Below are 20,314 nucleotides of genomic sequence, written 5' to 3'. Positions count from 1 at the left end.
CGTTAATATAAATATATAGACTTGAAAATAATATTCAAATTAGAAAATAAATCGATACAAATTTCTAATAAACTTCACTAAGTCCTTCGTTCAAACTTATAACTCACTAATATTCCTCCATGACCCATTGCCGCTATCTCCTCTCTGCTGGGTATTAAATCCGCCATGAGTCTTGGTAGGAAAACGTCGATAGCATTGTAATCGCTGTAGTATATTCCTCCCGCTGATATTGCGAGTATTGGTGTCCCATTGAGTAGGGCTATCATTGTCATTGTTGTTGGTTTGATGGGTATTCCATAGGCTATGACCTTAGCTCCCAGGTTCCTAATTGCTATTGGTGTCTTGTCTGTTGGATCTACGGACATACCTCCAGTAACTACTACTGTCTCTGCACCGTTGTTTATTGCCTCCCTTATTGCCGTTATTATTTTCTCCTCATCGTCAGGAACAACCGTACTATAAACAATTTCCCATCCATATCTATCAGCCTTTGCCTTTATCACTGGGTGGTAAAGGTCCTTCTTCCTGCCTTGGTATATTTCCGTACCTGTTATGACAATGCCAATCCTCCTCCTACTAAATGGAACAACACTGACCAAGTCCCTATACTTGAGTAATTCATTAACATCCTCTCTCCTCATACCCAGCGGGACAACATCAACAATACCAATAAGCTCGTCCTTAACAACACCAGTCATGCTTGTTTTCGTAATTAAGAGCACATTACCATTTAGGTTAAATTCCCGAAGTCTATCTACATTTATTTTTAAGACCCCATTAATGCTTGATAGTATCCGGGCCGAACCTTGTCTCGCTGGTTTTACGTATGTATTCTCACCAGCCAATGCATTAGCCACTACCTCAGCGATCTCCCACTCATACATCAAGTTACTGCTCTCTTCATTACCCTCAATCCAAACGAAGTAAACCCCCGAGTCTTTAAGTCTTTCAACATCGTCATTAGTAATCACGTGGCCCTTAGGCAGTAATAAAGCTGCTCCATCCCTACCGACATATGTCGTGTCATAACCAAGAATCTGCCCAACAGCATCCTCAACCCTAACAAGCCTCACAGTACGTATTGATTAATGCGCCTTTATAATTAAATCCTCATTAAACCAGTTATAAGCAAGGTATTTAACAGGCTTACCCATAATTTAAGTAGTATGGACAAAACCAAAGTTGGACTAATCGGCTTAGGTATTATGGGTAGTGCTATGGCGATGAATATTCATAAGGCCGGATTTCCATTGATCGTTTATAATAGGACGAGGTCGAAGACAGAACCCTTTGCTAAATTGGGAATACCTGTTGCGAATTCGCCTAGGGAGGTTGCTGAGAAATCTGATGTCGTTATTGAAATGGTTACTGATGCGCCTGATGTTGAGGAGGTGCTGTTTGGTAAGGATGGTGTTGTCAATGGGGCTCATCCTGGGTTGGTAGTGATTGACATGAGTACGAACTCCCCTGACTACGCTAAGTACTTCGCGGGGAAATTGGCTGAATATGGGATTGAATTTCTGGACGCACCGGTGACTGGTGGTGATGTTGGTGCTAGGCAGGGCACATTGACTATAATGGTTGGTGGTAAGCGGGAGGTCTTTGAGAGGGTTAAGCCTGTATTTGAGGCTATGGGTAGGACAATAATTTATGCTGGGGATGTTGGTAATGGGCAGATGCTTAAGCTCCTTAATCAAATAGTTGTTGGTATTGACATGCTGGCCGTTGCCGAGGCGATGGCATTGGCTAGGAAGGCCGGCATTGATATGGAGAAGTTATTCACGGTCCTATCCACGGGAGCCGCAAACTCATTCACAGTACAATACTACATGCCTAAGATGATGAGGGGGGACTTCGAACCTGGATTCAGGGCAGCCCACCTAAGGAAGGACCTTAAGTACGCCATAGAGACCGCGAATAAGCTCAACGTCTCGTTGCCAGGCACAGCATTAACACTACAACTATACAATGCCCTAGTCGCCAAGGGGCTCGGCGAAAAGGGCACCCAAGCCCTACTAAAACTCTACTACGAATTAGCAAACATCAGCGATGGGCAGGTTTAAAAGGTCGTTAGTCGCTTAAAATGTTGATGGGTATTGTTAAGGTTAGGTTTAAGGTCTATAATCCAGCTGACATGAGCAAGAAGAAAGTTTCCTGTATTTGGTGGTTATGTTGAGCGTGATGTTGGTGGTGCTGCTATTGAGATTATGGGTAAAAGAAGCGCTGTGACTGTGATCTTCGGTGAGGAGAAGGACATAAACGTGCTTGGAGTCACAGCTCTAGAGGCCCTTGGGCTTGAGGTTGACTTAATCAGGGGAACGCTTAAAGAGACTGAACAATTATTGCTTTAATAGTTTAATTAGAATGATGGTATTATCTTGTGTATTACGAATTCATTGAAGCCAAGTAACTCAGCTCTTGTTGGTTTACCTCTAGCCACATCAATTATTAGCTTGAATAATCTCTCACCTGCCTGCTCAATGGTTTCTTGACCAAGCGTTACCGTGCTTGCATCAAAATCCATGTTCTCACGCATTTTCTTAGCTGTGTATGGGTTAGCCGTGACCTTGATCACGGGGGCTATTGGGTTGCCGGTGGGTGTTCCACGGCCTGTGGTGAATACGACCAGGGTAGCACCACCAGCAACCATACCGACCACGGACATTACATCATAGCCTGGTGTATCCATTAACCAAAGCCCCTTACCCTTCACCTCCTCTGCGTAATCAACAACTCCCTGTATTGGCCTTGAGCCTCCCTTAATTATCGCACCCAGGGATTTTTCTTCGATGGTTGAGATCCCGCCGGCAATATTTCCGGGAGCTGGCTGTGTACCGACGAGGTCCACGTTATATGATGCAGCAAGGTCGACCCACTTCCTCACCATTCTAATTATTTTATCACCAACCTCCCTAGAAACAGCCCTATTGGCCAGTATCTCCTCTGCACCAATCATCTCTGGAGCCTCTGACAATATCACGGTCCCACCAAGATCAATTAGCTTGTCCGATGCATAACCAACCACAGGGTTTGATGCAAGGCCTGAGGTAGCATCTGAACCACCGCATTCAACGCCCATTGTTAGGTTCGATATGTCAACCTCCTCAGGCCTTTGGGTTAATACCTCCTCAGCCATCCTCCTGAGAAGCCTAACCCCTTTTTCAATAGCAGCTGGCGTTCCACCATCCTCCTCCTGAACAACAACCCTCTCCACAGGCTTGCCTGTCCTTTCGATCTCCTTAACTAAATCATCAGCCTGAATCTGTTCACAACCAAGGCCAACAACTAATACGCCGCCTACATTGGGGTTCTTAGCAGTATTAATCAGGGTCCTCTTGGTAACTTCTAGATCGGGCTCTAATTGGCCGCAACCAAACGGATTCTCGATGGCCACAGCGCCCTTTACCTGATCCGCAATCCTTCGTGTAACAAAGCTTGAGCAAATCACCGTGGACATAACGAGCAAGTGATTCCTAATGCCAACCCTGCCGTCAGGTCTAACGTAACCAAGTATTGTGGGTCTACTCATGATTCATCACCCCCTGCAAACACTATGCACGACTGTCAAACTCTCCACATTATGAACATGCACATGTTCACCAACCTTGATATCCCTCTTAGCCCTACCTATCACGTGACCATACTTGATTACATAATCACACTTAGGTATATCCTTAATGGCAAACTTATGACCAAAGGGTATATCATTAAGAAACTTCACCCTTAAGCCGGAATCACCAATCCTAACCACAACCTCCTCACCAGCTTTCAAATCCCTAAGTGCTATTGCTACATTATCGCTTGAATTAAGCACTAAGGCCTGTCTCTCCACGATTGTTTCTAATGACATCAGGTAATGATAAAAGGCATAAAATATAAGTACTATATCAAACATAGTTAACATTATTTCTTCATACGTTAAGCTAATTATACTAAGGTCGGTATAAATCATTATTTTTATCAATATTACTTACTTAATTCTTTGAGGAATTCTATGCTTTTGTATGTATTTCTATGAAAAATTATCATAATATTAATATCAAGTAATATGAATTATCTATTTAGCAATATAAATTGGGTATACTATTATAACCCATAAAATTTATTAGAGAGAAATATAGAGTTTTTTCCTGTATGAATGGTCCGTCTAATGTGGGTATTTCACGAACTGCATTAATAGCGATCGTGGCCATTGTGGTGATCGTAGTTATAATCGGCGCTGTAGCTGCATGGTATTATTCGACAATAAGCCATAAACCACCAACAGCACCCTCACCAACTACTGTTGAATTCTTAACATGGTGGGGTCCTGAAGATCCACAGGGTTTGGCATGGGTTGCCGGCAATTTCTCGAAGTATTACCCAGGTTATTCCGTTGAGTATTACTCAGTACCTGGTGCTGGTGGTACAAATGCTAAGTACGTAATATTAGGTATGTTGGAGGCAGGTAAACCGCCAGCTAGTTTCCAGGCGCACTTCGCACCTGAGGTTTTGTCTTACGTTGAGATAATGCCTCACGGGCCAGCGGACTTCGTAAACTTCACGTCAATTGCTGCACAAACTGGGTTATTAAGCAAGGGCGTGACTGAGGCTGTACTTGCGGGCATGTTTAATGGAACGATGTTTGCACTACCAACTAATATTCACAGGGGCGGTATGCTTTACTTCAATCCTCAGGTTTTGGCTGAGTATGGTTTGCCTATTCCGACTACTGTTGAGCAGCTTGCTAATGAGACTCTGTATCTTGCTTCTCATGGTATGACTTGTATTTGGATCATACCTGGCGGTGATGGTGGTTGGGATCAGCTTAACCTTTGGGAGTACGTATTCCTCGGCCTTGCTGGTGAGAAATACGGGCCTGCCCAGGCCGCCCAATTAATGAATGAACTCCTATACGGCACACTAAACCTCAACGATCCAGCAATAGCAAGCCTAATAAACAAAACAGATCAATACTTCCTACTATTCACTCAGTATGACTGCCCTGGATGGCAAACAATGACATGGTCATCAGGCCTAGCCTACATAATACAGGGCAAGGCAGCATTCCAAGTGAACGGTAACTGGATAACTGAATATGCATACATCTGGTACCACACAATAACCTACCCAGCAACATCACCATATACAAGCTGGACAAACATAACACTAATGGAGGAACCATTTCCAGGAACTCAGGGCATTTACGTATTAGTTATAGATTCGGTAGCCGTACCTGCTTATGAGAATCCTTATGAGAGCGCCGCCATCAAACTGGCAGAGTTTTGGGATTCATACATAGGTATGGAGATCTGGACCTCGAGCGGCAAGGGCGTAATAATTTGGAGCAATGGTACTGATTTCTACCCAACACCAGCCCAGTGGTTTGACTACGAGCAATTAATATCAACACCACCTAATCAGTTCACAATTGCTCCTAGTGATGGTGGTTTGTTTGATGATGTATTTAGCAATTTAAATACTTATGTTTCGAGCCTCCAGCAAGTAGGTGCTAGTTATATACCAACGTTTAATAGTTTCTTAGTCTCTGCTGAGCAGGAGACGTATAATGAGTGGATGGCTGCTGTTAAGCTTGGGCTGGGCTACATGGGCTACCCAGGGCATCCATTCGCCAATTACCTACCACCATGGGTCAACCCAACAACATACCACTACCAACCATACACACCCTGGTGGCAAACAAGCAGTTAGTAGCATAATACCCTTCATTAAAACTTAAAAATATTAAACAATTTTTATTTTGATGATAAGGCAATCACTGATAATGGCAATACCCACATTATTCTTCGGAGGAATCATTGTATTCCTATTAATATGGAACTTCGTAATATCACTCGAGAATTGGTCATTATTTAATCCATTCCCAAAATTCACAGGCCTATTATCATACCTCTACCTATTCACACAGAACTTCTTTTATGCATCAATAGAGCACACAATACTCTTCACAGTTGGTCTCGTAGCGATTGGTAATATACTTGGATTATTACTTGCCGCCTTACTTTATTTCCTGCCTAATAATACTCAACGAGCCATATATCTATCAATATTCATCTACCCAATAGCAATACCACCAACAGCAACTGCACTAGTTTGGTTATGGCTATTTAATCCACAGATTGGTATAGATTGGTTACTATCAAAACTCTACTTGCCATCTATACCTTGGTTCGCAACACCATTAAATACGCAATTAGCACTGGTGTTAGTTGAAGTATGGGCATATACGGGCTTAGCCGTACTCTTTTACCTGGCTTCATTTCTAAGTGTAGATAGGTCAATAATAGAGGCCGCTAGATTGGATGGCGCATCTAGCATGAACTTACTATTTAGGGTATTATTACCAAACTCAATGAATGGGTTTATAATAACCACAGCATTATTATTCCTATTCTCATTTAGGATATTTGACATACCATTTATAATGAGTGGATCAGCAACAAGCCCAACATTAATGACACTAGTAACATACATCTATTACCTGTTTGCTTATTCTGAGTATTTCTCAGTTGCAGCTGCGTTGGCTACCCTTGTGGCTGTGATAGCCGCTATTGTGATTATACCATATGCATTGCTTGGACTTAAGAGGTGGGTCTTCAGGAGGTGAATAAGCATGAGTAATAAATACATTACTAGGGTCATTAAGTATGCAATACTTCAGTTGATTGCAGTTATGTTTGTTATTTTATGGTTATTTCCGTTATACGCCATGATTGTTGGTGGCTTCAAATCAAACATGGAAGCTGCATCTGCTCCAATCCTGTTACTACCTAGGCAATTCTCGACGGAGGCCTATTACTTTGATTGGTTTGGTTTCGGTACATTAGTTGGTCTTGAATTTCCCATGATACGCCAATTACTAATTACAATTCCTGTTGCACTAGCCTCAGTAATTTTAGGTAGTATGGGTGCTTACTTCTTCTATATGCAAATGGAGAGGAGACCATGGATTAGTAATGTAGGTTTTTCAATAATTTCGCTAGCCACATTCTTACCTGCCCAGACATTAACCGTGCCCTTAATTGAATTAACTTCATCACTAGGGATCTACCAAACCTATTGGGGTCTTGCCTTTGCATACTTCATATTCTACCTACCAATGTCAGCACTATTAATGTCAATATTCCTACCTGTTGTACCTAATTACCTAGTAGAGAGTGCTAGGCTTGATGGTGCACGTGATTGGTCCATATTCTGGCATGTAATATTTCCACTAGTCTTGCCAGGATTCCTATCGACATTAATATTTGTATTCCTCATGGTTTGGCAGGATTTCTTTACACCATTAATAATAGCCACAAAACCAAGCCTCTACATGCTACCAGTAGCCGCTAGGCAATACGTTGGGGGTTATGCAATACTTTATAATAGATCATTTGCGGCTGGTGTAATAACATCATTAGTGCCACTCATTATATTCGCCTTCCTAGGCAGATATTTCATAAGGGGTCTAGCTGCACTCGGTGGTGGTGCCAAGGGTATATGACCATGCAGTATTTTACTCATAAAAATCATTAAAACATTTTTACTCACAAAAAACTTAAAGCAAAGTACAAGGCATTAGAAGTCAGTTATGGTTACAGTCAGAATGGAAGAATTAACTAAGTATTTCAGGAAAGGGAAGAATATAATTAAGGCCGTAGATCATATAACATATAAAATAAGTGATGGAATAGCCTTTGGAATTCTTGGACCAAGTGGCCATGGAAAAACAACACTATTAAGGCTAATAGCAGGCCTTGAAATACCCACTGATGGTTATGTTTACTTTAATGATGAACTTATGTCAGAGCCAGGTAGAATCGTTATTGAACCGGAGAGGAGGAATATAGCCATGGTCTTTCAGAATTGGGCATTATATCCCAACATGACTGTTTACGATAATATAGCGTTCCCGTTAAAAATGGCTAAAATGAGCAAACACGAGATAGATAAGAGGGTTAGGGAGATCGCTGAGGAACTTGAACTCACACGAGTCCTTAACCATTACCCAAAGGAATTATCAGGCGGGCAAATGCAGAGAACGGCACTGGCAAGGGCGTTAGTGAAAAACCCTAAGATTTTACTACTAGATGAACCATTTAGTAATTTAGATGCTGCATTAAGGGATAGTGCAAGGGCCTTGGTAAGGAGGATACAGAGGGAACGTAAGTTGACAACAATAATAGTGTCTCATGATCCTGCAGACATATTCTCAATAGCTGATGCGGCTGGTGTAATAATAAATGGAAAATTTGCTCAAATAGGAAGCCCAACCGATATTTATAATACGCCAGCTACGACATTAATAGCAGCACTTAGTGGCGATATAAATCTGCTCTCTGCTAAGGTGGTCGAGGACACGGCACTTATAGCTAATTTAAGAATACCGCTAGTTAAAGGATTAATTAATGATAACGAAGTCATAATTGGACTAAGGCCAGATGAAATGAAAATACTCATAGAGCAGCAGGACATACATGGATTTGTTAATGTTGGTAAAATAAGGGTTAAAGTTTCAAGTTATACCCTAGGCGTCTTCAGGATAGTAGTATCCCCAATATCCGACGAGAGTATAAACATTATAGTAGTGTCGGATGAACCGATTGAACCAGGAAGAGAAGCCCACTTACTTATTAAGCCTGATAAGATGAAGATCTTCAATAAGGAGGAGAGATTAATATACCCTGAATTAAAGAATATAATAACAGCATAAAATTACATATCTAATGCAGGGCAATAGGACCTTAATCATCGTTAACAATCCTGGACTCACACCAGCTAATAGGCAGGAATTAATGAATGAGTTACGACGAGCAGGGCTTAAGATAATAAATGTAAGAATTGCAAGTGATCATATTGAAATAGATCTGTACATAAATGACATGACCATAGAAAAAATAAAGTCACTTGGTTTTATCATTAGAGAATTAATAAGTATAAATAAAGAGAATGAAGATAAAGTACTCAATGAGGAAAATGCCGCAATGACGTACGTCAGATTATTTAATGAAGAACGGTTTTGGGAAGCCCATGAAGCTCTTGAGAGGATTTGGCATAAGAGTAAGGACGAGGGCATACAAGGATTAATAATATTAGCTGCAGCTTTCGTGAAAATCCAGGAAAACAACCCAGAGGCATTCAGGAGATTAATAATCAGGGCAAGAGAGTTAATCACAAGCAATGAAATACCCTGGATAAACAAGGAAAACCTACTAAGAAAAATAGACAGTGCCCTAACGACCATGAAATCCTTCAAAATCGAAGAACAGGACCTAAGACCGATACAAAAAACTTAAAATTCTCTCAAAATTATCATTCCGCGCGGCGGCCGTAGTCTAGCCTGGTCTAGGATGGCGGCCTGCCGAGCCGCAGAACCCGGCCGTGCGTCCGATTGGGCGTGCGGGGTAAGTTCGAATCCCGGCGGCCGCACCAGGTCAACTCTTTCTTTTATTTTCATGTCCATATTTATCTATGGTTATGTTTCAACCTAAACATAGTTTTTAATAAACACGTAGTTAATGTTATTATGTGAGAATTCTGGAGATAACTCGTGATGATGTACCTAAGGATTCATTGATTATTGTGCCTATTGGTTCTGTGGAGCAGCATGGTCCGCACTTACCCTTGGGTACTGACTCGATCATTGCAAACTACGTTGCTGAGGAAGTCGAGCGTAGGTTGCCGAGTAGGGTGTTGCTTTATCCTGTGATTGCTGTTGGTTCCTCAATGGAGCACGTGGGATTTACGGGTACTACGTGGGTTCGTTTTGAAAACTTAATTCACTATATCCTTGATTTTATTGAGGGGGTTTCTGCGTGGGACCCGGTTGGCGTTGTGTTTGTTAATGGGCATGGTGGTAATGTCGATGCGTTAAATATCGTTGTTAAGGAATGGAATTACTCGAGGAGGAATCCGAGGATTTATCATTATTATGCGTATAATAGGCGGGTCATTGATTTTATAACGAGGTATTTCCCATCCTTTGGGCATGCAGATGCCGTTGAAACATCCTTGATCGCGGCGATAAATAGGGACTTGGTTAGGTGGGATAGGATTATTAATGTTGATGTTAGTGGTAATATTAATATTGTTAGGACAATCGATGTTAGTAGAACGGGTGTTGTTGGTTCGTTAAGTAGGGATCTCGTAAAGCCTGAGGTTGGTTCCGAAATACTTAGGTTCATGGTTAATGACATACTTAGGCAAATCCAGGACATCTATGGAATTACAATTGATAATGAAAGGTAATAGCACTTGGGAAAGTCATTAGAGTAATAATAATTATACCCGGCAACACATTTCTAACATCCATATATTAAATATGGGTTTATTCAGGAAGTAATTAATGACTGCATTAGTTGAGAAGTTCCTAAGGATTTTCGCAAGGAGAGGTAGGTCAATAATACTGGCTTATGACCACGGTATTGAGCACGGCCCAACCGACTTCATGGACAACCCTGATGCGGTTGATCCAGGGTACATAATTAAATTAGCACGTGAGGCTGGTTTTGACGGTGTTGTTTTCCAGAGGGGTATTGCGGAGAAGTACTATGATGGTAGTGTGCCACTTATTGTTAAGTTGAATGGTAAGACAAGCCTATACAATGGTGAGCCAATATCAGTGGCTAACTGCACCGTTGAGGAGGCGGTTAGCCTAGGTGCATCTGCCGTGGGCTACACAATATATCCAGGTAGTGGTTATGAGTGGAAGATGTTTGAGGAATTGGCTAGGATAAAGAGGGAAGCAGTTAAGTTCGATTTGCCACTTATTGTTTGGTCTTATCCAAGGGGTGGTAAGGTAACTAATGAAACGGCACCGGAGATTGTTGCCTATGCGGCTAGGGTGGCTCTCGAACTTGGTGCGGATGCCATGAAAATAAAGTATACTGGTGATCCGAAGACATTCTCCTGGGCTGTGAAAGTAGCTGGTAAGGTTCCCGTATTAATGTCTGGTGGACCAAAGACAAAGACTGAGGAGGAGTTCCTAAGGCAGGTTGAGGGTGTTATTGAGGCTGGCGCCATTGGTATTGCCGTTGGTAGGAACGTGTGGCAGAGAAGGGATGCCCTAAAATTCACTAGGGTGCTTTCAGAAATAGTTTATGGTGGTAAGAAGGTAGTTGAGGTATTGGGTGAGGTCAAGTGAGAATTGGCATACTTACTGGTGGAGGTGATGCTCCAGGGCTTAACATAGCCGTATATACACTGACTAAATTATTGGAGAGGAAGCATGAGGTTTATGCAATATTCCATGGCTGGAGGGGAATACTGGATAAGGAGGTTAGGAGGGTCACGTCTAAGGACCTAATAGACTTCGCATTCACAGGTGGTACATTCATTAGGACATCGAGAACAAATCCATTTAAGGATGAGACTAGGGTTGAGACCTTTGCCAGGAATCTTAAGGAGCTTGGTTTGGATGTTATTGTGGCCATTGGTGGTGACGATACCCTGAGCGCCGCTGCGCAGACCCAGGCGAGGGGTTTGGCTAATGTCGTTGGTATTCCAAAGACTATTGATAATGACGTATATGGTACTGACTATACTATTGGCTTTGATACTGCGGTTAATGAGGCCATCAGAGTAACGGAGTCCTTTAAGACTACGTTGATCTCTCATGAGAGGATTGGTATTGTTGAGGTCATGGGCAGGGAAGCTGGCTGGATAGCCCTATTCACTGGATTGGCTACAATGGCTGATTTCGTCCTCATACCCGAGAGACCTGTTAACTGGGATGTCGTGGCTAATAGGGTTAAGGAGGTGTATAGGGATAGGGGGTGGGCCTTGGTTGTTGTTTCTGAGGGTATTAAGGAGTACGGTGGACCTAGGGATGAGTTTGGGCATTCGAGGCTTGGTGGCGTTGGTAATGAATTAGCTCAATATATTGAGAAAATTACTGGCTTTGAAACTAGAGCCGTGGTTCCGGGGCATATAATTAGGGGTGTAGCTCCAACGGCATTTGATAGGGTATTAGCCGTTAGATTTGCCACGGAAACCCACAGTTTAATTGAAGATGGTGATTTCAGTAAAATGGTTGCCTATAGGAATGGTGATATAGTCAATATACCCATAACAGAGATCTTAGGCAAGAATAGGCTAGTGAGTGGTTATTGGATGAGACTGTACGAAATATATTGGGGACTCTAAACACATTGTTTCTTCCTCATTATGTAAGTCCTTAAGTATTCAGCATGACTCCAAACTAAAGGCGTTACTGACGTTGGTAATCCCTTAAACGGATCTACCTGTTCAGGTAGTAGGTTCGTGGGTGTCCTCACCTTATTAACCCATGATATTAAGTCCCTGGCCTTATAACAATCACCCTTAACCATGTAGTACTGGGTAACCCACAGGGTCGTTATTATCCATGGATTACCAGGAATACCACTGTAATCACCGGGAACCCTTTGGTAGTAATCACCCTCATAACGAGCAATGCCGCCTATGGGCCTTACCCAAAGCCTATCCATAATAACCTTAACACTACTCTCGAGCATTGGCTCATAAACATCAAATGCATTAAAGAGAAAAATACCCATGATACTTGCGTCTACCGTTTTATCGACCTCAATTACCTTACCGTTATCAACCCTGACAGACCTATAGAAGACACCCCTATCCTTATCAAATAGGTAGTTCCTAATTGCCTCTCGAATCTCCATGGCAGCCTCCTCCCACTTACTGGCACTTTCATACTCACCAAGCATCTTGGCCAAATTACTCGCAGCAAGTAAGCCAGCATATACGGATGCAACGGTATACGTATGCACGCCAAGTCTCTCCTCCCATAGGTCAAAGGATTCTAGGGGTAATTTCAATTTTTCATCCCTAAAATTAACCATGAAGTTAGCAGCCCTAGTTATTACATCATAAACCTCCCTAAGTAGGTCATAATCCCTAGTCCTCTGGAAATAGTGCCAGAAGGCGTAGATCACAGTGGCCGTCTCATCCTCCTGAATATTAAGCGACTTCCTACTCCTGACGGTCCATGGATGCCACGTCGAGCCCCAGGTACCACTTGGATTATACTTCTGGAATAGGAAGCCCTCGCCACCAAATAACCTAAACATTAATGAGTAGAGCCTTTTCGTGAATGTATAGTAACCAGCCATGTCAAGGGCCATGGCAGCAAACGCCGCGTCCCTAGGCCATAGGTAGCCGTACGTGTCCAGGTTGAACTTTATTATTGATGTGTCCAAGGAAGCAGGAATTGAACCATTAATACCAACATGTCCAAGTAATACAACAATGCTTTGCGCAGCTAATTCATCATCACCATACTCAGACGCAACATTGCTCCAGTAATTAATCGACCTACGGAAGTATGTTCGTATATTATCCTCATCCCTAAGCTCAATTATCAACCTCATAACCTTCTCATAATTATCACCGGCAATAACGAAGTAGTAAAACTCGGGGCTTGCTATGGATATTGCGGATGCCACAGAGCCTTGAGCTATTGGGTTCTTACTTAAAATGCCATCTTCACAATCAGGTAAAACAACATTAAGATCCCTCCTACCTATGGTGTACTCATATATTGGGTTTGTTGATGCTACCCCGAACCATGTTGTAGCCTTATAATGAAAAACCGCATCAAGTGAGGGATCGTAGAATGCCGTATCCCCTGCCTCATAACCATTCAACCTAAAGTCATGGTAAAATATTACCCTAATGAATCCAGGGCCTTTTATCGCAACATGCTTAATGAGCACAGGTTGTGGTATTAATACAGTATCTTCCATGTAAATGTCAAGTCCATCCCATTGGACATGAAGCTCTGCCTTAGAACCATTGAGCCTAATCTCCTTATTACTAATGTTCTCTAGCCACGTGAACCTACCATCGTGCCAAACACCAATCTTAAACATACCACTGAAGGAATGATGATGATGCTGACCAAGTAATGGATAGTAAATATCCCTTATGTAGTAGTTTTCATCATACAATACGGCCAATACACCATTACTCAGGAATACTGTCCTCATTATGTGTAATATCAAATTGAAGAATAATAAGTATTACTTAACCTATTGATATAACCTATCCCTATCAATATACCAATACGTCTTTTCCCCAACATCACTAATTACAACACCAAGTCTTCCGAGCTCATTCCTAATCTCATCAGCTAAGTCAAACATTTTCCTAGCCCTTAACTGAGTCCTAACCCTAATTAAGGCCTCTATAAGTGAAATGATGGATGGAGGTAACCTAGTCCTGTTCAATATGCCTAGTATATTCGCTAAATCAGTAAATGCCGTTAGGGCATTCATTAATGCCGTCCTTGAGAAGTGCTGAGTATTGTAAATCACTGTGGATGTTATATACCTAGCAAAGTCCATGAGTGCTGCAACCGCTCCACTCGTATTTATGTCATTATTTAACGATTCCTCAAAGGAGTTAACAAAATCATTAACCCTACTTAGTAATTTATTATCTTCGTCACCCGTATCAGGGGCTTCATTTATGACTTCGGTCAGCATGTCGTATGCCGCGTATATACTCATTAATGAATTCCTAACCTGGTCTAGGGCATCTGGGTCGAAATCCATTGGCTTCCTATACTGAGCCATTGAGTAATACAGCCTGAGCACTTCTCCATCGTACTTCTTGAGCACATCCATTATTGGTATTATGTTACCAAGCGACTTACTCATTTTCTGGCCCTTAATGGTTACCAGACCAACATGAATCCAATACCTGGCAAAGTAATCAATGCCAAAGTAGACCCTGGCAATGGCAATCTCATTCTCATGATGAGGGAATATTAGGTCCTGCCCACCACCGTGTATATCAAAGGGTACGCCAAGGTACTTACTGGACATGACCACGCACTCAAGATGCCAACCGGGCCTACCTGGACTCCATGGGCTATTCCACCAAGGCTCACCTTCACTCCATGACTTCCAGAGCGCAAAATCTAGTGGATTCTTCTTACCTGGTTCGGGCTCAACCCTGGCGCCCGCGATTAAATCCTCAATTTTTTGCCCCGAGAATTCACCATACCTCGGCACCTTAGTTATATTAAAGTATACAGAGCCATCAGGACTCACATAGGCAAGATCCTTACCTACTAATTCCTGGATCCACTTTAACATATCACTTATATTCTCAGTAACCTTTGGGTAGGCATATGCCCTCTTCACGTATAGTTTGTCCATGGCATCAAAGAACTCCTTAATATACCTGCTCGGTACCTCATACCACCTATTAATTAAGTCACTCCCGAATTCCTGCTTAGCCTTGTTAATTATCTTATCGTCAATGTCCGTGAAATTAGTCACAAACCTAACCTCAACACCGAGGTACTCCAGGTACCTCCTAAGTATGTCGTAGAATACGAATGTTCTTGCATGACCAACATGCATAGAGTCATATGGTGTTAAACCACATACGTAGATCCTAGCTAGGCCAGGTCGTAGTAGGGTTATTCTCTCAAGGTTCTTTGACACGGTGTTGTAAACTATTATTGGTAACTCCCTTGAATTGGTGTACATGCCCTTACTGGGCAGATAATGGTCACCAGGCACAATTATCATAAGGATTAATAAGTATAACTTGGTAAGGAAAAGTTATTTTACTTTAGAATATAGATTTACTTCGAATGAGCGCTGAGGAATTAACAGTGCTCCTAATGCTTAAGAAGTATGGAAGAATGGGTAGGTACTCACTGAGCTCTGTTTCTGGTATGGGGGAGGGCGTCGTGAGGCGCGTACTGAATGAACTTAAGAATTGGGGGGCAATTAGGGTAATGAAGGGTGGCGCTGAATTAACGAGTAAAGGTGAAGAATTACTTGGTAAATTATTACGTGACTTCAGTATTGATGAGGTAAGGGAGGTTAATCAATTCTCCCAAGTATTTAGGTGCAATTGTAAGAGGTGCTATGCGTCGGTAATAAGTCGTAGTATTAATGAGAACGAGGTTGTTAGGCTAAGGGATATAGCAATAAGGAATGGGTCAGATGCAGTATTATTTATTAAATTCATATGCCCGCAAAATCGATTCCTAATACTCAAACTTAATAATTACTTGGATGAGCTGTCACAGGAGGCTGCTAACGAGTTACGGAAGTTAAGCAATATATCATGTGATAAGTTCATGGTTATTCTATGTGGAAATGAAAGTTATCAATTAATAAGATCATTAGTGAACATTATTATTAGTATTTAGACTGTATTAATTAGTCGAATAATTATGCGGTAACCGTTGCTTTCTGTAATTCGTATTGCTTAACTAAATTCCCTATTGCATTTACCAATTCCTGCTCATAATCAACTAGCTTCTTATACTCCTCATTCTTAACCTCCATCCTAAGCCTAGGCAGTCTCTTAACCGCATCCAACTCTCTAAGTGCTGAGGCTGGAACTCCATGGCTTATTGCCTCAAGTCCCTTCCTATAGAATGTTATGATAAGTCTCAATAACCAATACTGCTTGGGTGGCAAAGACCTAACATCGACTGGGTGATAAGCATCCTGCTTCAGGAAGCCCTCCCTAATTATGAATGCTGCATTTAATAGATGCTTCTCCTGCTCACTAAGTGCCTCAGTGCCAAGTATCCTAACGACCTCCTGAAGCTCAGCCTCCCTGGTTAGTATCCTAACAGCCTCATCCCTAAGCTCCCTCCAGTCAGGGGATACATTCTTCTGGTACCACTCGGCCACTGTGTCGACGTACCTACTGAAGCCCATTAGCCAATTAATGGCTGGATAATGCCTTGAGTAAGCAAGCTTAGCATCCAATGGCCAGAACGCCCCTACAAACCTGAGTGTATGGCTTGTTACTGGTTCCGTGAAGTCACCACCAGGTGGCGATACTGATGCCGCTATAGTCACCGAACCCAACCTATTACCCTTACCAAAAGTCACAACCCTACCAGACCTCTCATAAAACTCGGCCAATCTAGTCGGTAAGTACGCTGGGAATCCCTCCTCGCTAGGCATCTCACCAATTCTCAGGGCAACCTCCCTCATTGCCTCAGCCCACCTACTCGTTGAGTCAGCCATCAGGAACGCGTCATAACCTTGATCCCTGAAGTACTCAGCAATGGTAACACCCATGTATATACTAGCCTCCCTAGCCGCCACAGGCATGTTTGATGTGTTGACAATAATCGTTGTCCTCTCCATCAACGGTCTACCCGTGTTCGGATCAACAAGCTTCAGTAATCCCTGCAATGCATCCGCAGCCTCATTACCACGCTCACCACAAAGCACTGGGAAGACCAGCTTAGCCTCACTATACATTGCCAGGGTCCTTATTGTGACTGTCTTACCACTACCGAATGGCCCTGGTATTGCCGCTGCACCACCAATGGCTACTGGGAACAATGTATCAATAACTCTAATGCCCGTTATTAATGGTTCAACTGGCGGCAACTTCTCCCTGAATGGTCTTGGTCTTCTCACAGGCCATTTATGCCACATCTTGACCTTCACAGTGCCCTCCTTGGTCTCCACCTCGGCAATCACATCATCTATTGTGTACTCACCCTCAGGGGCTATGTACTTAACAACACCGCCAGTTCTATATATCGGTGGATAGAGTATTCTATGCTCAACGAGTGGTGTCTCTGGGACAACACCAAGTACATCACCAACCTCTACCTCATCACCAACCTTGGCAGTTGGTATCCACTTCCACTTCTTATTGAAATCTAATGGTGGTGATTTCTCATAGTTGATGCCCCTCGCAACAAAGGGTCTCTTCGTTAGGTCAAATATTAATGGTAATGGCCTTTGAACACCGTCATAAACCCTATTAAGTATGCCAGGACCTAACCATGCACTAAGTGGTTCACCTGTCCTAACAACGGGTTCGCCAGGTCTTAATCCCGTTGTTTCCTCATAAACCTGTATGAAGGCCATATCACCCTGTATCCTAACAACCTCGCCAAAGAGACCAAGCTCACCAACAAAGACTAACTCGTAAAGCAATGCTCCAGGTAATTCGGCCTTAACAACAGGCCCACTGATATAAACAATCTTACCCTTACTCGATGACACGTTAGCCTAAAACCTCACATATTTAAAAAATTAATTCTACATCATTAATGACTTACTCCGACAACGCCAAGTGAGCTAGTAAAGTCTTTATTTGGTGTTCCATAAGCCTGAGCCTTGAATCCAGTGTTGCGTCAATCCTCACTGACTCATCCTGGGAGGAGACAATAACGCCAAGTAAGTCCTCACTTGTTGTGTTTATGGTCGCATTAAGTCCTAGCTCCGATATCAAGCTCTTAACAATACTCCTGTCAGACTTGCTTGCTGTTATTACTAATTCCTGTGAGCCTATTATTGACGCTGCCCATTGAATCGAATTCCTAAGGAACTTCTTATAGTCATCAGTACCTCTCATGGACTTAATCCTTTCCTTAATCCTACTAACAACCTCCTCATATGCCTTCTCAAGAATACTCAATTTCTCCCTCTTCTCCTTCATCATCTCATCATAAAGTCTATACTCCCTCTCCATATTCAATTCCTTATCAATATTCTCAAGAGTACTTGAGTACTTATCAATGATTGCCTTAACGCCATCAAGAAGCTCAGCCTCAGCCCTGAGCCTAACATTGTTACTCCACTCATTAATCTCATTCTCAAGTCGGGTAATAATACCACTAATCAATCGCTCGGTAAGTTCCTGCTCAGACACGAGGCAAGGTTATTTTACGAATTTAAAAATTTTCCTTTCCCTCCCTTAAGAATTAGCCTACGTCCATTAACTAGATACGTACAGTTATTAATGTTCACATAGAACCAGCAATCCTCCTTGACAATAACCTTAATGGAACCAGTTAAGGTCAAAACCTTAATTGTCTTAGCCGTTTCATCAATGACTATGCCACTGACGCCATTTAAGGACTTATTTCTACAATTAACAGTTTCTATGAACTTAAATAATAACGGCTTACTCATTTACCTGCCTTATTTTCTTTCTTAGTCTCTTCATTTATTATGGTTAATATCCTGGCAATAGCCCTCCTGATAGCCCTAACTCTACCAGGATTATCCAGAGTACCTCGCTCCCTCTGTGTCTGTAGCTTAAGTAACTCACTCCTCAAGTCATTGAGTAATTTAGCCCTATCCTCAGGTCTCATGCCCCTAATGGTCTTAGCATTAAGTTTCTGCCTGCTCGCCACCCTCACCACCCTCTGCCTGTTGTGCCTGTGCCTCAGTAACTACCTCCCTACTTGGTGGTTTTATTTGAAACTCATCACTGAATCTAATTGGTGGTGTTATTCTAACCTCAATGCCGTAAAGACCCGGCTTCAAGAGTACTTGACCCACGAATCTCTGTACCTTCGTCCTTGAATCAAAACCATTCTTATAAATGACACCAAATACGTACTTCTCAAACCTTGACCTCTCACTGGTTAATTTACCACTAATTGTAACCTCAGCGCCCTTTGCGCCACCATCCATTATCTGCCTAATGGCTATCATGCCAGCCCTCCTAAACTTAACGCCCTTAGTCATTGCCCACGCAATCCTATTCGCAATAATCTTGGGATTAAGTTCTGGACTTTGTATTGGTGTTACATCAATTATTGGGTTTTCAACATCAAGCTTCCTACTGAGTAAATCAGTTAATTCCTTGACGATAACGCCCTTCCTACCAATTATCCTATTCGGCCTCTCGGCATAAATAATTATCCTAGTACCAAGTGGGGTTTTCAATACGTCAGAATCCACGTAACCCTGCTTAGCCAACCTATAGTTTAGGAACTCCTTAATCATCCACTCCTTAACCTTATCCTGAAGTATCTTCTTATAGACAGGAATTCTTCTCTGCGTTTGGCTCATTCAAGGAAAATCAACAACCCTATGCCTATTTAAGTTTTTGGCATTTCAAAGACCCTAAATAGGCTCAAAACCAATAATATCGGTTATTGAACCCCTCCTCTCACTCTCAGGCTTGAACGCAGGTCTAACCTTAAGCCCGGCCCTAACATTATTGGGCTCAGCATTAATTATGTAATGGATAAGACCACCAACAACCCCTGGGAACTCTATGAAACCAATAATTACCGGCTTAGCCAACTTATTTCCATACGAATCCTCATAAACCACCGTATAAGTCCTGACAACACCCACGGGCGCTATCTCAACGAGGTCCTTAATCTCGGCGAAATCGTACTGGCAAAAGGCCTTTGGCGGAATCAACAACCTACCGCACACAGGGCATTTACCAGCGAGTAATTTACCGGCTTTAATGCCCTCAAGGAACTTAGTGCCTATTGGACCGGCCGTGTACCTATATCCCTGTTCAATGGTGTGGAGCCAATGCCTAATATCCGTATTCACGTTTATCTTCTCGAAGGACATACCCT

Annotated in this window: 22 protein-coding genes and 1 tRNA gene; 12 read left to right on the top strand and 11 right to left on the bottom strand. The window is 42.4% G+C overall.

The genetic code is table 11. From position 1 onward, the window contains the following. Window positions 1–77: 77 nt before the first annotated feature. Window positions 78–1,073 carry a molybdopterin-binding protein gene (locus ACP5L5_RS03905; RefSeq protein ID WP_428761756.1) on the bottom strand — a complete coding sequence of 332 codons (996 nt, stop codon included), beginning with the start codon at window positions 1,071–1,073 and terminating at the stop codon, window positions 78–80. Between the two features lie 51 nt (window positions 1,074–1,124). Here ACP5L5_RS03905 and ACP5L5_RS03900 point away from each other — a divergent pair, with 51 nt between their 5' ends. Next, the gene (locus tag ACP5L5_RS03900; protein ID WP_428761769.1) at window positions 1,125–2,063 is read left to right on the top strand and encodes an NAD(P)-dependent oxidoreductase; all 939 of its coding nucleotides are present in this window, start codon (window positions 1,125–1,127) and stop codon (window positions 2,061–2,063) included. A 144-nt stretch (window positions 2,064–2,207) separates the two neighbouring features. Beyond that, window positions 2,208–2,351 carry a hypothetical protein gene (locus ACP5L5_RS03895; protein WP_428761754.1) on the top strand — a complete coding sequence of 48 codons (144 nt, stop codon included), beginning with the start codon at window positions 2,208–2,210 and terminating at the stop codon, window positions 2,349–2,351. Between the two features lie 8 nt (window positions 2,352–2,359). Here the strand turns inward: ACP5L5_RS03895 and ACP5L5_RS03890 are convergent, their stop codons facing one another. Together ACP5L5_RS03890 and ACP5L5_RS03885 are read right to left on the bottom strand one after the other, a co-directional pair. After that, entirely contained in the window at window positions 2,360–3,529 is a 1,170-nt protein-coding gene (locus ACP5L5_RS03890) for a UxaA family hydrolase (RefSeq protein ID WP_428761752.1), read from the bottom strand. A 6-nt stretch (window positions 3,530–3,535) separates the two neighbouring features. Beyond that, window positions 3,536–3,850, bottom strand: a complete 315-nt coding sequence (locus tag ACP5L5_RS03885; protein WP_202795169.1) for a UxaA family hydrolase — start codon at window positions 3,848–3,850, stop codon at window positions 3,536–3,538. A 284-nt stretch (window positions 3,851–4,134) separates the two neighbouring features. Between ACP5L5_RS03885 and glcS the strand changes: the two genes are divergently transcribed. The 9 genes from glcS (at window position 4,135) to ACP5L5_RS03840 (ending at window position 12,126) form a co-directional block, all read left to right on the top strand. Beyond that, window positions 4,135–5,691, top strand: a complete 1,557-nt coding sequence (gene glcS / locus ACP5L5_RS03880; RefSeq protein WP_428761749.1) for a glucose ABC transporter substrate-binding protein GlcS — start codon at window positions 4,135–4,137, stop codon at window positions 5,689–5,691. Between the two features lie 52 nt (window positions 5,692–5,743). Continuing rightward, the gene (glcT, locus tag ACP5L5_RS03875) at window positions 5,744–6,607 is read left to right on the top strand and encodes a glucose ABC transporter permease GlcT (protein ID WP_428761748.1); all 864 of its coding nucleotides are present in this window, start codon (window positions 5,744–5,746) and stop codon (window positions 6,605–6,607) included. 6 nt (window positions 6,608–6,613) lie between these two features. Next, window positions 6,614–7,486 (top strand): glucose ABC transporter permease GlcU, encoded by an 873-nt coding sequence (glcU, locus tag ACP5L5_RS03870; protein ID WP_428761746.1) that lies wholly within the window; start codon window positions 6,614–6,616, stop codon window positions 7,484–7,486. 87 nt (window positions 7,487–7,573) lie between these two features. Then, complete coding sequence (glcV, locus tag ACP5L5_RS03865) at window positions 7,574–8,695, top strand: glucose ABC transporter ATP-binding protein GlcV (protein WP_428761745.1); 1,122 nt, start codon at window positions 7,574–7,576, stop codon at window positions 8,693–8,695. A gap of 13 nt (window positions 8,696–8,708) precedes the next feature. Then, the gene (locus ACP5L5_RS03860) at window positions 8,709–9,278 is read left to right on the top strand and encodes a DUF309 domain-containing protein (RefSeq protein ID WP_428761743.1); all 570 of its coding nucleotides are present in this window, start codon (window positions 8,709–8,711) and stop codon (window positions 9,276–9,278) included. Window positions 9,279–9,306: 28 nt separating this feature from the next. Further along, window positions 9,307–9,414, top strand: a tRNA-Gly gene (locus ACP5L5_RS03855). A 96-nt stretch (window positions 9,415–9,510) separates the two neighbouring features. Continuing rightward, the gene (locus tag ACP5L5_RS03850) at window positions 9,511–10,230 is read left to right on the top strand and encodes a creatininase family protein (protein ID WP_428761741.1); all 720 of its coding nucleotides are present in this window, start codon (window positions 9,511–9,513) and stop codon (window positions 10,228–10,230) included. A gap of 97 nt (window positions 10,231–10,327) precedes the next feature. Beyond that, window positions 10,328–11,125 carry a class I fructose-bisphosphate aldolase gene (locus ACP5L5_RS03845; RefSeq protein ID WP_428761739.1) on the top strand — a complete coding sequence of 266 codons (798 nt, stop codon included), beginning with the start codon at window positions 10,328–10,330 and terminating at the stop codon, window positions 11,123–11,125. After that, window positions 11,122–12,126 carry an ATP-dependent 6-phosphofructokinase gene (locus ACP5L5_RS03840; RefSeq protein WP_428761737.1) on the top strand — a complete coding sequence of 335 codons (1,005 nt, stop codon included), beginning with the start codon at window positions 11,122–11,124 and terminating at the stop codon, window positions 12,124–12,126. The genes ACP5L5_RS03845 and ACP5L5_RS03840 overlap by 4 nt, the downstream gene beginning before the upstream one ends. Here ACP5L5_RS03840 and ACP5L5_RS03835 read toward each other — a convergent pair. Next, a complete protein-coding gene (locus ACP5L5_RS03835) occupies window positions 12,123–13,967 on the bottom strand; it encodes a glycoside hydrolase family 15 protein (RefSeq protein ID WP_428761736.1) in 1,845 nt (614 codons plus the stop codon). The two genes, ACP5L5_RS03840 and ACP5L5_RS03835, sit on opposite strands and share 4 nt — an antisense overlap. A 42-nt stretch (window positions 13,968–14,009) precedes the next feature. Further along, entirely contained in the window at window positions 14,010–15,452 is a 1,443-nt protein-coding gene (gene cysS, locus ACP5L5_RS03830; protein ID WP_428761767.1) for a cysteine--tRNA ligase, read from the bottom strand. 134 nt (window positions 15,453–15,586) lie between these two features. Here cysS and ACP5L5_RS03825 point away from each other — a divergent pair, with 134 nt between their 5' ends. Next, entirely contained in the window at window positions 15,587–16,153 is a 567-nt protein-coding gene (locus tag ACP5L5_RS03825; RefSeq protein ID WP_428761734.1) for a hypothetical protein, read from the top strand. A gap of 22 nt (window positions 16,154–16,175) precedes the next feature. Here the strand turns inward: ACP5L5_RS03825 and ACP5L5_RS03820 are convergent, their stop codons facing one another. Genes ACP5L5_RS03820 through ACP5L5_RS03795 form a run of 6 tightly spaced genes read right to left on the bottom strand, consistent with a single transcriptional unit; the run spans window position 16,176 to window position 20,309 of the window. After that, window positions 16,176–17,987, bottom strand: coding sequence for a V-type ATP synthase subunit A (locus ACP5L5_RS03820; RefSeq protein WP_013604635.1), 1,812 nt, complete (start codon window positions 17,985–17,987; stop codon window positions 16,176–16,178). Between the two features lie 52 nt (window positions 17,988–18,039). Beyond that, window positions 18,040–18,636 carry a V-type ATP synthase subunit E gene (locus tag ACP5L5_RS03815; protein ID WP_428761732.1) on the bottom strand — a complete coding sequence of 199 codons (597 nt, stop codon included), beginning with the start codon at window positions 18,634–18,636 and terminating at the stop codon, window positions 18,040–18,042. A gap of 14 nt (window positions 18,637–18,650) precedes the next feature. Further along, complete coding sequence (locus ACP5L5_RS03810) at window positions 18,651–18,899, bottom strand: ribonuclease P protein subunit (protein WP_428761730.1); 249 nt, start codon at window positions 18,897–18,899, stop codon at window positions 18,651–18,653. Next, on the bottom strand, window positions 18,896–19,123 hold the full coding sequence (rpmC, locus tag ACP5L5_RS03805) for a 50S ribosomal protein L29 (protein ID WP_273303730.1): 228 nt from the start codon (window positions 19,121–19,123) through the stop codon (window positions 18,896–18,898). Before rpmC ends, ACP5L5_RS03810 begins: the two co-directional genes overlap by 4 nt. Next, window positions 19,101–19,787, bottom strand: coding sequence for a 30S ribosomal protein S3 (locus ACP5L5_RS03800; RefSeq protein ID WP_013604639.1), 687 nt, complete (start codon window positions 19,785–19,787; stop codon window positions 19,101–19,103). Before ACP5L5_RS03800 ends, rpmC begins: the two co-directional genes overlap by 23 nt. Window positions 19,788–19,841: 54 nt before the next feature. Further along, window positions 19,842–20,309, bottom strand: a complete 468-nt coding sequence (locus tag ACP5L5_RS03795; protein ID WP_428761728.1) for a Zn-ribbon domain-containing OB-fold protein — start codon at window positions 20,307–20,309, stop codon at window positions 19,842–19,844. Window positions 20,310–20,314: the final 5 nt, after the last annotated feature.

Source organism: Vulcanisaeta sp. (assembly GCF_049966235.1).
GTDB classification, from domain to species: domain Archaea; phylum Thermoproteota; class Thermoprotei; order Thermoproteales; family Thermocladiaceae; genus Vulcanisaeta; species Vulcanisaeta moutnovskia.
The sequence above is the reverse complement of the archived record's forward strand: the minus strand, read 5'-3'. Positions and strand labels throughout refer to the sequence as shown.